Source organism: Paenibacillus sp. FSL R7-0198, from assembly GCF_038000415.1.
In the GTDB taxonomy this organism is placed as follows: domain Bacteria; phylum Bacillota; class Bacilli; order Paenibacillales; family Paenibacillaceae; genus Paenibacillus.
Map to the genome: position 1 here is coordinate 5,504,236 of NZ_JBBOCB010000001.1, position 12,811 is coordinate 5,517,046.

At 44.2% G+C, this 12,811-nt stretch carries 16 protein-coding genes and 1 riboswitch; all 16 genes read left to right on the forward strand.

Going from position 1 to position 12,811, the window contains the following annotated elements; all coding sequences use genetic code 11:
• Positions 1-516: a GNAT family N-acetyltransferase gene (locus tag MKY87_RS24125; RefSeq protein WP_340966528.1), complete on the forward strand. Its 516-nt coding sequence runs from the start codon at positions 1-3 to the stop codon at positions 514-516.
• A gap of 52 nt (positions 517-568) precedes the next feature.
• A riboswitch (ZMP/ZTP riboswitch) is annotated at positions 569-650 on the forward strand.
• Positions 651-702: 52 nt separating this feature from the next.
• Entirely contained in the window at positions 703-981 is a 279-nt protein-coding gene (locus MKY87_RS24130; protein ID WP_340966530.1) for a DJ-1/PfpI family protein, read from the forward strand.
• Between the two features lie 11 nt (positions 982-992).
• Positions 993-1,466 (forward strand): GNAT family N-acetyltransferase, encoded by a 474-nt coding sequence (locus tag MKY87_RS24135; RefSeq protein ID WP_340966532.1) that lies wholly within the window; start codon positions 993-995, stop codon positions 1,464-1,466.
• Between the two features lie 175 nt (positions 1,467-1,641).
• A complete protein-coding gene (locus tag MKY87_RS24140) occupies positions 1,642-2,025 on the forward strand; it encodes a VOC family protein (RefSeq protein WP_315936834.1) in 384 nt (127 codons plus the stop codon).
• 259 nt (positions 2,026-2,284) lie between these two features.
• Positions 2,285-2,965 (forward strand): class I SAM-dependent methyltransferase, encoded by a 681-nt coding sequence (locus MKY87_RS24145; protein WP_340967543.1) that lies wholly within the window; start codon positions 2,285-2,287, stop codon positions 2,963-2,965.
• A 49-nt stretch (positions 2,966-3,014) separates the two neighbouring features.
• The gene (locus tag MKY87_RS24150) at positions 3,015-3,779 is read left to right on the forward strand and encodes an SDR family NAD(P)-dependent oxidoreductase (protein WP_338592710.1); all 765 of its coding nucleotides are present in this window, start codon (positions 3,015-3,017) and stop codon (positions 3,777-3,779) included.
• Positions 3,780-3,964: 185 nt separating this feature from the next.
• The gene (locus MKY87_RS24155; protein WP_036610298.1) at positions 3,965-4,654 is read left to right on the forward strand and encodes a response regulator transcription factor; all 690 of its coding nucleotides are present in this window, start codon (positions 3,965-3,967) and stop codon (positions 4,652-4,654) included.
• On the forward strand, positions 4,651-5,655 hold the full coding sequence (locus tag MKY87_RS24160) for a sensor histidine kinase (protein WP_340966534.1): 1,005 nt from the start codon (positions 4,651-4,653) through the stop codon (positions 5,653-5,655). The genes MKY87_RS24155 and MKY87_RS24160 overlap by 4 nt, the downstream gene beginning before the upstream one ends.
• 115 nt (positions 5,656-5,770) lie before the next feature.
• Entirely contained in the window at positions 5,771-6,526 is a 756-nt protein-coding gene (locus MKY87_RS24165; RefSeq protein ID WP_340966535.1) for an ABC transporter ATP-binding protein, read from the forward strand.
• Entirely contained in the window at positions 6,523-8,448 is a 1,926-nt protein-coding gene (locus MKY87_RS24170; RefSeq protein WP_340966536.1) for an ABC transporter permease, read from the forward strand. Before MKY87_RS24165 ends, MKY87_RS24170 begins: the two co-directional genes overlap by 4 nt.
• A gap of 198 nt (positions 8,449-8,646) precedes the next feature.
• Entirely contained in the window at positions 8,647-9,174 is a 528-nt protein-coding gene (locus tag MKY87_RS24175) for a ClbS/DfsB family four-helix bundle protein (RefSeq protein ID WP_340966537.1), read from the forward strand.
• Positions 9,175-9,192: 18 nt separating this feature from the next.
• Complete coding sequence (gene pgsA / locus MKY87_RS24180) at positions 9,193-9,723, forward strand: CDP-diacylglycerol--glycerol-3-phosphate 3-phosphatidyltransferase (RefSeq protein WP_340966539.1); 531 nt, start codon at positions 9,193-9,195, stop codon at positions 9,721-9,723.
• Between the two features lie 16 nt (positions 9,724-9,739).
• Positions 9,740-10,165 carry a GNAT family N-acetyltransferase gene (locus MKY87_RS24185; RefSeq protein WP_340966540.1) on the forward strand — a complete coding sequence of 142 codons (426 nt, stop codon included), beginning with the start codon at positions 9,740-9,742 and terminating at the stop codon, positions 10,163-10,165.
• A gap of 40 nt (positions 10,166-10,205) precedes the next feature.
• Positions 10,206-10,640 carry a GNAT family N-acetyltransferase gene (locus tag MKY87_RS24190; protein WP_340966541.1) on the forward strand — a complete coding sequence of 145 codons (435 nt, stop codon included), beginning with the start codon at positions 10,206-10,208 and terminating at the stop codon, positions 10,638-10,640.
• A gap of 108 nt (positions 10,641-10,748) precedes the next feature.
• A complete protein-coding gene (locus MKY87_RS24195) occupies positions 10,749-11,171 on the forward strand; it encodes a hypothetical protein (protein ID WP_076252533.1) in 423 nt (140 codons plus the stop codon).
• Between the two features lie 177 nt (positions 11,172-11,348).
• On the forward strand, positions 11,349-12,569 hold the full coding sequence (locus MKY87_RS24200) for an RtcB family protein (protein WP_340966542.1): 1,221 nt from the start codon (positions 11,349-11,351) through the stop codon (positions 12,567-12,569).
• Positions 12,570-12,811 lie beyond the last annotated feature (242 nt).

Here is a 12,811-nt window from a genome sequence, read left to right on the forward strand (position 1 = left end):
TTGAGTGTACATATCAGACTATTAAATGAGAGCGATCCTGTAATCATATCAAAGGCGTTTCAGGAGCAGGGTTGGGGGAGATTCGCTGAGCAGTATCTTCGTTACTTGGCTGAACAACAGAATGGGGAGCGCGTAACCTTGGTAGCCGAGTTAAATGGAGAATTTGCCGGATACGTGAATGTATTGTGGAATTCCAGCTACCCGTTTTTCAGGGAACAAGGCATTCCCGAAATTAACGATTTTAATGTACTGATGAAGTTCCAGCGCCAAGGTATTGGTTCACGGTTGATGGACCGAGCAGAGGAAGTTATTCTGGAACGAACGGATGTAGCAGGCATTGGTGTAGGTGTATTTTCTGATTATGGCAAAGCGCAAGTTCTATATGCCCATCGCGGGTACATACCAGACGGTCACGGTGTACACAAGCATGATCATTACATTCAGCCGGGTGAAGAAACGATTATGGACGACGATGTTGTACTTTATCTTACGAAGAAGTTAAAAGACGCGCAATAATTTTCATATATATACAGTGATGAAAGATGTCATGTATACTAGTTGTTAAATATCTGTTATGTGTGACTGGCGTAAACGTGAAGTGAACCACGAGGAAGCACATATATTATATGCCGTACGCCTGGGCAAAGTGTTTGATCTTTTGATCAAACACTTTATTTATTCTTCAGGGGAACGAAAGGACTGGTGGCGGCAGCAGGTTTCCTGAATGGAAAAAGGGCTACTACCAACTCATCTGCTTATGATTTATTGACTCCTTATTGTGCAGAAGTAATTTCAGCGCGTGTAGTGCGTGATGGTAATACAGTAACTGGCGCGGGGGTTACGGCTTCCATTGACCTGGTTCTATACTTGGTCGAAATGTTAACGTCTACGGAGATCGTCCTTCAAGTTCAGCAAAAACTAGAGTATCCATATTATGAAGCTGGTAACTTAAAAGATGTCTACATGTACACTAAGAGGTAGGGGATAAAAAGATGACTATTCGCCTTTTTCAAGCGATTGATCAGCCAGCAGTGCTGAAAATGATGACGGATCATGATTTTCAATTTCCTTCGTTTATACGCGATCAGTATCCTGCGCGCTGGGATTCATTTTTAAAAATGACGGATGAACGTATCAGTGCTTATTATGTCATGGTTGACGAAGCAGATGTTGTCATAGGTCATGCTGGTTATATCTTTCAGCCTACTGTTAACCGGTATGAAATCGTTGGCGTTGTTACAAGCAAATCACACCTTCGACAGGGAGTAGCACGTACACTGATTACAAAAATATGTTTAAAAATAGCTGAATTTGGATGTAGTGATGTCATGCTTTACACACTTGATCATGAAGAAAATGAAGCAGCGCTTGTATTTTATGAACGAATGAATTTTCAAAAGGAAAGTATCGATATGAATTATTATACCTCGGGGTTTCATAGACTTTCACTTGTTAAAACATTATAAGGGGACTTCAAAAAACTAATTGTAGTGGAAGCATAAAAGTGTACTTCAGTTTAAGTTGCATGTACTTGCAAAGAAAGATGATAAAAAAGCTGTCCCGCATGTTATACTCTATTGGAATTTGAGGAATGATAAGCAGGATGTTAAGAGATTAGATGATCAGAGGAGTGATTGATCCATGTTTAGCAAAGTCGGACAGGTTATGTTGTATGTCAACAATCAGGATGAATCACTGGCATTTTGGACGGAAGTTGCAGGATTCCACATTGTGGATGAAGTAAACCTTGACGAGGGTATGAGATGGATTGAGATTGCGCCTACCCCAAATTCGCAGACAAGCATTATTCTTCATGACAAGGAGTTTGTGGAGCGGATGTCGGCGGGTGTAAATCTGGGCACACCTTCGTTAATGTTCTTCACCGAAAACCTGGATCAGTTATATGCCGACTTGTCTGGTAAACATGTAACGGTTGGAGAGATTGTTGAGATGCCCACCGGGCGTGTCTTCAACTTTGCTGATAATGAAGGGAATTACTTTGCAGTCTTGGAACGGGCGAAGTAAGTTACAACACAAAACCCCAACGATTGTAAGCGATCGACATTCATGTCGGTCGTTTTTTTGTTGGGAAAAAGCTTCTGTTTTTTAAGTAGAAAACACAAGAAAAATAGAGAACTACTGGGTAAAAATGTTATAATAGAGTGTGGCTGATTTATTGAAAATGATGAGGAATGAATAGTCAGAAATGAAGGTTTGGATGGAGCATTGAAGGAGGAATGTGGTTGTGGAAAAGACGATTAAAAGTGTACAGGATCTGTATGATATGCTCGATGCGGACTTCAGATCTGCCAAGCAATTTTGGGAGCCATTCTATGAGGATCGGAACAGACCCATCCCCTTTTTCCCAAACAAACCGGATGAGAATCTGGTAACGCATGTGAATGCAGGTCTGCTGACAGGTGGCAAGGCATTGGAACTGGGTTGTGGCCCGGGCAGAAATGCGTTGTATTTAACCCGCCAAGGCTATCAGGTAGATGCTTATGATCTTTCGGAGACAGCGATTGCCTGGGCTAAGGAGAGGGCGGCAGAGGAGCAACTGGACGTGCATTTTGAATGTCGCTCCGTGTTCGAACTGACCCCAGAGCAAGAATATGATCTTGTCTACGACTCGGGTTGTCTGCATCATCTGTTACCACATCAGCGTATCCCCTACATAGAGATGATCCACAATGCACTCCGGCCTGGAGGATACTTTGGAATGACTTGTTTTGCTCCTGGTTTTGGAGATATTGGTGGACCTGAGATCGTTATGAATGATTGGCAGGTGTATCAAGAGAAGTCGATGCGAGGTGGTCTTGCGTTCACGGAGGAGAAGCTTCGCTACATGCTGGAAGATGGCTTTGAATGTTTGGAGTTCCGTGCAATGAAGGCGATGGAGCAGCATGAACCATGTTTTGGTGTACCTTTTCTGTGGGCCACGTTGTGGAGAAAGAAAAACTCGTAAGAATAGTGGAATTAACATGCATTGAAAATAGAGGAGGAGTGTTATCGAAATGGGAACAGAAACAGGAAGAAGACACTTTATCATTACAGGCACATCCAAAGGGATCGGTTTACAACTTGCAGAGTTATTATTGGCTAAGGGGGATTACGTTTACGGTATTTCACGAGGGAGTTCGGATCTGTTGGAATCAGGCGAGGAATGGAGGGGGCGTTACCGCCATGTTCAGTACGATTTATCCGATCTGACGGGGCTTGATGATTTGGTTACACGTGTATTGGACGAAATTCCGTCTCAGGAAGCTGAATTCATTGGACTCATTAATAATGCAGCGATGCTGGAGCCTCTAAAACCTATCAATCAGTGCAGTGCGGCAGAGATAAGTCAAAGTCTCAACATCAGCCTCGCAGCGCCAATGATATTGAGTTCATCTTTTATTCAACAAACAAATCACCTGTCCGCCAGACGTAAAATTGTTAATCTCTCATCGGGTTCGGGCAGTTATCCCGCGCCTTCAATGGCAGTGTACTGTACATCCAAGGCAGGCATGAACATGTTCACCCAATGCGTATCTTTGGAACAAACGGGCCAACAGAACCCTGTTGAGATTATTGCTTTTGATCCGGGGATGGTCGATACGGAATTGCAGGCTGTTGCACGAGGCAAAAGTGCAGAGGAATTCGCCCTTGCAGGTATGTTCAATCAAGTATATGAAGCAGGACAATTAAGATCGCCACGAGACGTAGCGATGCAGTTGATCGAGCGGATGGACGAAAACAGTGATGCAAGCCATGTTATACACACCATGGAGAGCTAATATGATATATGTATTTCGGATCGTTTTCTTCACAAAGCATGGATACCTTTTGATATAAGCCCAACTTCCCTGTACACTGGAATCAACGATCGGAAGAACGATTCGTAACGGTAAAGGTGATCCTGCAACAACGGAGTCTAATTACCTTTTTCAACCTTAGAAGATCAGAAACGTGGTGAAGTCTCTTGTTTAAAATTATGCTCATTGAAGACGACGAATCGTTATTCAGTGAAATCAAGGAACGTTTGTCCCAATGGTCGTATGACGTGTATGGTGTGCAGGACTTTGGCAAGGTATTGCAGGAGTACAGTGTAATTCAGCCGCAACTGGTCATTATTGATATTCAGTTACCCCAATATGACGGGTTCCATTGGTGTCGGATAATTCGTTCGCACTCCAATGTGCCGATAATCTTTTTGTCCTCACGGGATCATCCTGCGGACATGGTTATGTCCATGCATTTGGGGGCAGACGATTTTATCCAGAAGCCTTTTCATTTCGATGTATTGATTGCCAAGATCCAAGCGACTTTGCGGAGGGTGTATAACTATAATACAGAGCATATTGAACTTCGAACCTGGCGCGGTGCCACTATTGAGTATGTGAAAAATACACTGACCTGCGGGGATGAATCTGTCCTGTTAACGAAAAATGAGATGTTTATCCTTAAAGTGCTGGTGGAGCACAAAAATCAGATTGTTACCCGTGAGGACCTCATACGGAGCTTGTGGGATCATGAGCATTTCGTGAGTGACAATACGCTGACGGTTAACGTTAATCGGTTACGGAAGAAGCTTGAACCCATCGGCTTGGAGCGTTACATTGAAACCAAAGTAGGTCAGGGGTACATGGCAACGGAAGAGGCAGAAGCATGATCGGAAAGTACATACGAGAAAGGGCTAGTTGGTTATGGCTACTGGTAAGCATGCAACTTATTATTTTATTGGTGGCCTACCTGGACTCGTCCATTCCATTCCAATCTGTGGCGTATATCGTAGGACTGAATGTGGTGGTATGTCTTGTTTTTATCTGGGCGAGATACCTGAAAGAAACCCGTTTCTATAAAAAATTGAGCACCTGGGATCATACCTATGATCTGGGAGAACTCGACATCGCCGAAAGTCCATATGAGCAGATTGTACATGAGGCCGTCAGTTCCCAGACACAGCGGTATCGTAAGGAGTCTTCACTTCATTTTATCGCTCTGGAACAGGAGAAGGACGAGATGTTGTCCTGGATTCATGAGGTGAAGACCCCACTGACTGCGTTGCAACTGATGATCGAGCGCTTGCCAGATGACAAGTTACAGAGCCAAATGACATATGAATGGTTACGAATTCATCAGTTGCTGGATCAGCAGCTTCATCAGAAGCGTATTCCGTTTATGCATAATGATCTGTTCATCGAAGAGACGGAACTTGAACCAGTATTGAATAGCGAGATACGAGCGTTGAAATCGTGGTGCATTTCCAAAGGCATTGGCTTTGATATGTCTTTAATGGTATCGCGCGTGCTCACAGACAGCAAATGGTTAGGCTTCATCCTCCGCCAATTGTTGAGTAATGCGGTGAAATATAGTGATTCATCGGATATCCTCATTGAAAGTCGGGAACAGGATGGACACATCATACTCATGATTCAGGATCACGGGCGAGGGATTGAGACTCAAGATCTGCCGCGTATATTTGATAAAGGATTTACGTCCACCCGAGGCAGAATGGATGGGGCGGCTACCGGGATGGGACTATATTTGGTTCGTCAGGTTGTCCAGACGCTTCATATGAACATTCATGTAGAATCTTCTCTTGGCGAGGGCACAATCGTCACACTTACTTTTCCGCGAAAAAACGACATGGTGCATCTTGCAGGCGTGTGACAACAATGTCACATGCTTTTTGGTTTTGTTCGGTGAATCACACGATAACACTGCACATTCCGCCTATGATATAGACATGAGCATTTGCAGAAGATCTAAGAGGAGTGAGTGGGATATGTGGATACTGGAAGCCAAAAAAATTCATAAAGTCTATGGGAATAAACTGAATAAACAGGAAGTGCTGAAGGGGATTGATCTTGGGGTAAGTATGGGAGAGTTTGTTGGTATTATGGGGCCTTCGGGTTCGGGTAAAACGACGCTGCTTAATGTACTTTCCTCCATTGATCGGGTGAGTCAGGGCACGATTGATATTGAAGGCAAGGAATTCACCGGAATGAAGGAGAAACAACTGGCTGAGTTCCGCAAACATCATCTGGGCTTTATTTTTCAGGAATACAATCTGCTGGATACCCTTACGGTGAAGGAAAATGTATTATTACCGCTCTCGATTACGAGCATTCCAAAGCAGGAGGCACACCGGAAGTTTGAACAGATCGCACGTGAACTGGGAATCTACGAATTGAAAGACAAGTATCCATCTGAGATTTCAGGGGGGCAGAAGCAGCGGACTTCGGCAGCACGAGCATTTGTCCACGAGCCGAGTATCATTTTTGCGGATGAGCCGACAGGAGCGCTGGATTCCAAGTCCGCTTCGGATCTGCTCGGCAAGTTAAGTGATATGAACAGCGCACGAAAGGCGACTATTATTATGGTTACCCATGATCCGGTTGCCGCAAGTTATTGCAGCAGAGTGATCTTCATTCGAGACGGTCAGATCTACACCCAGCTGAATAAAGGAGACGAGTCACGGCAATCGTTCTTCAACGATATTATCAAAACCCAAGGCGTATTGGGTGGTGTACAGCAATGAGCTTGAATTATATTATCTTCCGCAATCTCAGGAAAAATCTAAAGAATTATTATCTCTATGTATTTGCGCTTGTGTTCAGTGTGGCCTTATATTTTTCCTTTGTGACGTTACAGTATGATCCTTCCATGGATGAGGTGGCTGCTTCAACGAAAGGTGCGGCGGCTATAGGCGCATCTTCGGTACTGTTAATCGTCATTGTCGGCATCTTTTTGCTCTATGCCAATACGATCTTTATCAAGCGGCGTAGCAAAGAAATTGGATTATTTCAATTGATCGGACTGACGAAAGGCAGAATTTTTGGTATTTTGAGTGCGGAGAACAGTATTCTTTATTTTGGCTCCATGGCTATTGGTGTGTTAATTGGGTTTCTTGCGTCCAAGCTGGTATTGATGATATTGTTCAAAATTCTCGGTGTGGATGCGATTACGAAATTGTATTTCTCTCCGATGGCACTGATGCAAACGGTGATTGTTTTTACGATAATGTATTTGCTTATCATGCTGATGAACTACACTTTTATCAAGAGACAGAGTATTCTCTCGCTCTTTCGGGTGTCGGCGACTACGGAGCAGCAGGTGCAGAAGATGTCTGTCGGACAGATGATTATCGGCGTCTTGGGTATTGCTCTGATTGTGTATGGATACTACATGTCTGCACGGCTGTTCAGCGGTGAGGCAATGGATATGCAGCAGTTGATGTATACGATGATCCTGATTCTGTTCTCGGTCATACTGGGGACATACCTGTTCTATAAGGGTTCGGTAAGTTTTATTTTTAATCTGGTTCGCAAAAGCAAAAACGGCTACCTATCCATTCATGAGGTGTTATCGTTATCTTCAATCATGTTCCGCATGAAATCCAATGCATTGCTGCTCACGATTATTACAACCGTATCGGCACTTGCTATTGGCATGCTGTCACTCAGTTACATTTCGTATTATTCGGCAGAGGCTCAGGCGAAGGAAAGCTTGCCAGAGGATTTCTCTTTTGCTCAGGTAAATGTGAAAGATCGCTTTCTAGCCGAGTTGAAACACAAACAGATACCATATGAAGAGAAGCACAGAGAGCCTGTTTATATTGAAATTGATGCTCACAAAGTGATGGATGAGTCCATGACGGAACAGTACCTGTTCAGTAGTGTGTTGAGTGACAACATGGTAGATAACATTGATTTGCAAGCGGGTGAAGTGGTCTTCATGGGATATGGAAATGCCCTTCAGCAGTTAATTTCCATTCAGGAGAAAGGTCCAATCGTCTTGAGCGGGTTGAAACATACGTTGGCACAACAACTGATCGGAACAACCAAACTTGGAGTTCTTCCCACGTATTATACTGGGGGCACGCCTGTAGCGGTGGTAGATGAGAAGGTATACCAGCAGCTGCGGCAGGATCTCAATCCCAAGCTGCAAAAATCCGAGTGGGCTGATTACTATGGTGTACGTATTCTGAACGAGGGGCAGGCTGAAGAGGCATATGCCGTATATAAGGAGCTGCAGTTGGAAGCACCGAGCTTCTCCCAGATTGAGTTTAGAAATAACCAACGTAATAATATGGGACTGATTATGTTTATTGTTGGGTTCCTGGGGTTGACGTTCTTGATCACATCGGGATGTATCCTGTACTTTAAACAAATGAACGAGAGCGAAGAGGAGAAGGGGAATTATACCATTCTGCGAAAACTCGGCTTTACGCAAGGCAATCTGTTGCGTGGAATTCAGATCAAGCAGTTGTTTAACTTCGGTATTCCGCTTGTGGTGGGATTGAGTCATAGTTACTTTGCCGTGAAATCAGGTTGGTTCTTCTTTGGTACGGAGCTGGCGACACCTACGGTCATTGTTATGATTGTCTATACATTGTTATATTCGATTTTTGGTCTGTTGTCTGTGTGGTACTATAAACGGGTGATTAAGGAAGCTTTGTAGAATTGGGATCAGGAGTATGCTGATATAGCAAAATAGGTTGAGTAAAGGGCGGCTGTAATGATTACAGACTGCTCTTTTTTCTTTTTCTAAGTATAATGCCTCATGAAAAAAAGGATGATTATGGAATTGAGTCGAAATGATGATAGAGTCCATGCTTCTGATTCATGTATAACGGTGAAACGAGGGGAGAGGAGTAACTTGCCTGGAGTTCTATATGCCTCGAAGAAAGAATTAAGTGAGACGATTCGACGCACCTATGTATTGTTTGAGGTTGAATTCAATGACATCCATAACAGCGACAAAGATAAGTGGGTTGAAGATGTGGATAAGACCCCTGCCCAGATGATCGCCTACCAGTTAGGATGGATGAACCTGGTGATGGATTGGGAAAGAGAAGAGCAGTTGGGAAATGAATGTCATATGCCTGCACCAGGGTATAAATGGAACCAATTGGGGCCGTTAAATGAATCATTTTACGTAAAATATTCAGATTATACGCTGGAGGAGCTGCGCTCTTTGTTTCGGGAGACAGAGCAACAGTGGCAGAACTGGATTGACTCACTGAGTGAAGAAGAGTTATTTGTACAGGCGATGAGACAGTGGACGGGTACCAAGCCCGGATGGGCTATGGTGAAGTGGATCCAGATTAATTCGGTAGCCCCTTTTAAATCTTTTCGGACCCGAATTCGTAAATGGAAAAAAGGTCACTTAGCCAACATGGATTGAGAGGAGAATAGATATCTAATGAATCTGGCAAATAAAATCACGTTAGCTAGAATCGCGTTGATTCCATTGTTTATGATCTGTTTTCTCAATAAACAAAGCGTGATGATTGCACTAATTATATTTGCAGTAGCTGCAGGTACGGATAAATTGGATGGATATGTGGCGAGAAAATATAATCAGATCACGAATCTGGGAAAGTTGCTTGATCCACTGGCGGATAAACTGTTGATTGCGGTAGCGCTGGTCATGATGGTTCAGGAGAATATGATCAGTTCATGGATCGCTGTAATCATTATAGGACGTGAAATTGTCATTACTGCATTACGAATGGTAGCCACAGAGCAGGGCATTGCTCTTGCAGCCGATCGATATGGCAAGATCAAAATGGTGCTTCAGGTGGCAGTGATCATTGCCATTTTGTTGAATAATGTTCCGTTTAGTTTGCTGACTGATATCAGAGTGGATGTGGTATTACTATGGGGTGCAACAGGCGTTACTCTCTTATCCGGAATGAATTACATTATCGTAAATTATAAACTGTTGAGATAAAAGGAGTGATTAGGAGATGTCTAAAGGAAATATAACCCCAAGTACCGAGCAAGATTCAGAGTATGTTCGCCAGCAATTAGTCGCATACAATGCGACCCATGTGAGCGAGGAATTAAGGCATCGTTACGAAGAATTGAATTTTAATATCAAAAATGAGACCGGCGAAATTGTTGCAGGTGTGCTTAGTACACTTTGCTGGAACTGGCTGGAGGTTGATATTCTTTGGGTGGATTCGGAACAACGGCAGCGGGGATATGGTTCCCGGTTGTTGCTTGAAGTTGAGCGAATGGCGCGAGAGAAATCTTGTGATTTTGTTATGTTGAACACTTTCTCCTATCAAGCACCGGAATTTTACAAGAAACATGGCTACCAATTGATCACAACGATCGAGAATGCACCGACTGGACACAGTCATTATTATTTTAAAAAGGACCTCACTTAAGACAAAACATGCGAAATAGGACAAAATCAGGAGGGTTATAATGGTTACCATTAAAGGAATCGAACTTGAAGATTTACCGGCACTAAGCCAGCTATACCATGAGTTGATGGGAATGCCTACCAATGAACAGCAGATGAAAAAGATGTTTCATTACATACAGCAGAATGGTCATTATCATGTGCTTGGGGCATTTTACAATGGCAAACTGGTTGGGTCCGTTATGGGGATCGAGTGTATGGATCTGGTGGGGCCATGCAAACCGTTCATGGTTGTGGAGAATGTGATTGTATCGGATCAGGTACGCAGGCAGGGTATTGGGCAGAGGTTAATGCTCCAGATTGAGCGGATTGCAAAAGATATGGGTTGTGATTACATGATTCTGGTGTCTGGCGATCAGCGTAAGGAAGCACATATATTTTATGAGAAGCTGGGTTTCAAGGATGAGAAGGTTCAGGGTTACCGTAAGCATCTTTAACAGACAGTTCAAGAGAGAATTTCTTACACAAGTGGAAGGATTACTTAAGGAACATGGCGAATAAGGCATAGTCTTAACAAAAGAAACGAATAAGAGGGAGGCACTCTCGTGTTCAAAAAATGGGCTAATGTTTTCATGGTTCTGAGCCTGGTATTCGCCGTATGTTCCCCAACCTCCTATGCTGCTGCCAAAACGGTTAAGGTAACCGTTACGCTGGTGAGCGCAGAACTTGTCGAGAATAACTCTGTCGGTAATGAGTGGGCCATCGGAGCAAGTGTGAACGGCAAAGATCTGGAGGAGGGTTCGTCAGTCACTTTAAACCTGAAATCCACGGGTACATTGAAACTGGAGGCCATCGCCGAAGAACAGGACAAAATTCCCGATTACGGGGATAAAAGCGCCAACGTCAAACTATCTTCGTTCTCCAAATCAACCAACAAGACACTTTCCGTGGTGGTGACCGAGAACAGAGGCCGATATTCTGGTAACACAGCGACTTGGGCGTTCAAGTTTAAGATTAGCAAGAAGTGAATAGGAACCAACCGTGAGAAAAGGGAGCTGAGCTCTCTTTTTTTATGCGTAAATAATTGGTGATCTAAAGTAAGGCGACGTTTCGAGCCACGCTAATCTTTGTTAAACTAATGAGAACAACAGTATAGAAATAAAAGATGTATTTTCAAAAAAAGTACATAGGAGGTTAACACAATCATGCGGATCGTAGATAACATTAAAGTCTGGGGGGAGCCGCTGGAGAACGCCGTAAGTCAGGCGGTGACTTGCTCGCAATATGGAGATGTACTGGGTGTGGCTCTGATGGCCGACCATCACAAAGGATACTCGCAACCCATCGGTGGTGTTGTCGCTTATCGGAATATGATCAGTCCGTCAGGTGTCGGATATGATATCGCCTGTGGCAACAAAGCTGTGCGCACAAATCTGATGTGGGATGATATTCGGGATCAGATTGTAGCTATTATGGATGACATCAATTCGACCATATCTTTCGGCGTGGGTCGCAACAATCCAACACCCGTGGATCATGAACTGTTCGACGACGCGAGCTGGAAGCTGTTTGATACCATTGAGCCGGGATTACAACATAAGCTGAAGACACTCGCACGCAACCAACTTGGAACCGTAGGTAGTGGTAATCATTTCGTGGATATTTTTGTAGAAGAGGCAACGGGAAAGGTGTGGATTGCAAATCATTTTGGCAGCCGAGGGTTCGGTCACAAAGTGGCCAGTGGGTTCCTTAACCTTGCCGCAGGGCGTCAGTTCAGTGGCAAAGCGCCGGGCGAATCGATGGATCAACCGCCTACGTTGTTTGACCTGAACAGCGAAATGGGTGATATGTATTGGGATGGAATGACTTTGGCGGGCCGATACGCCTATGCAGGACGTGATTATGTCATTGAACAGGTGCTTGGAATTCTTGGGGCAAGTGCTGAATACGCCGTTCATAATCATCACAACTTTGCCTGGAAAGAACAACACATGGGTGAAGAGGTAGTTGTGGTCCGCAAAGGTGCAACGCCATTGGCACCCGGGCAACTCGGTTTTGTCGGAGGCAGTATGGGGGATATCTCGGTAATCGTGGAAGGGATCCACAGCGAGGAGAATACCGAGTCATTCCGCAGCACCGTACATGGGGCAGGGCGCACGATGAGCCGAACCCAGGCGGCTGGCAAAATGAATTACAAGCTGCGCACACGCATGGGCGGCGAGATTAGCGAAGCACAGATGCATGAGGCGATTCGTGCCTATGGTGTCGAGCTACGGGGAGCGGGCACAGACGAAAGTCCGTTTGTGTACAAAAAACTGCAAGACGTACTGAACGCACATGCGAATACGCTGAAAATCAACCATGTGCTGCGTCCTGTTGGTGTCGCCATGGCCGGAGGTAATGAATTCGATCCGTATAAGGATTAGTCATATATGTTCAACTGAACATTTACACGATAACGGAGAGGGCAGAAATGACTTGAAGAAGCGGAGCGTTCGCCTAAAAGCTTTCTAAAGAAAGCTACATCGGAAGCATACGCTATCACTGGATTTCCCCTTTCAAAAAAAGTAATAAAAAAATCTGGGGATAACAGCGATCGGAAAGTTATTCTGCCATCGGAGTGCCAGTGTAAATATTCATTAGTTGAACTATATATAGAGAGAGGGTG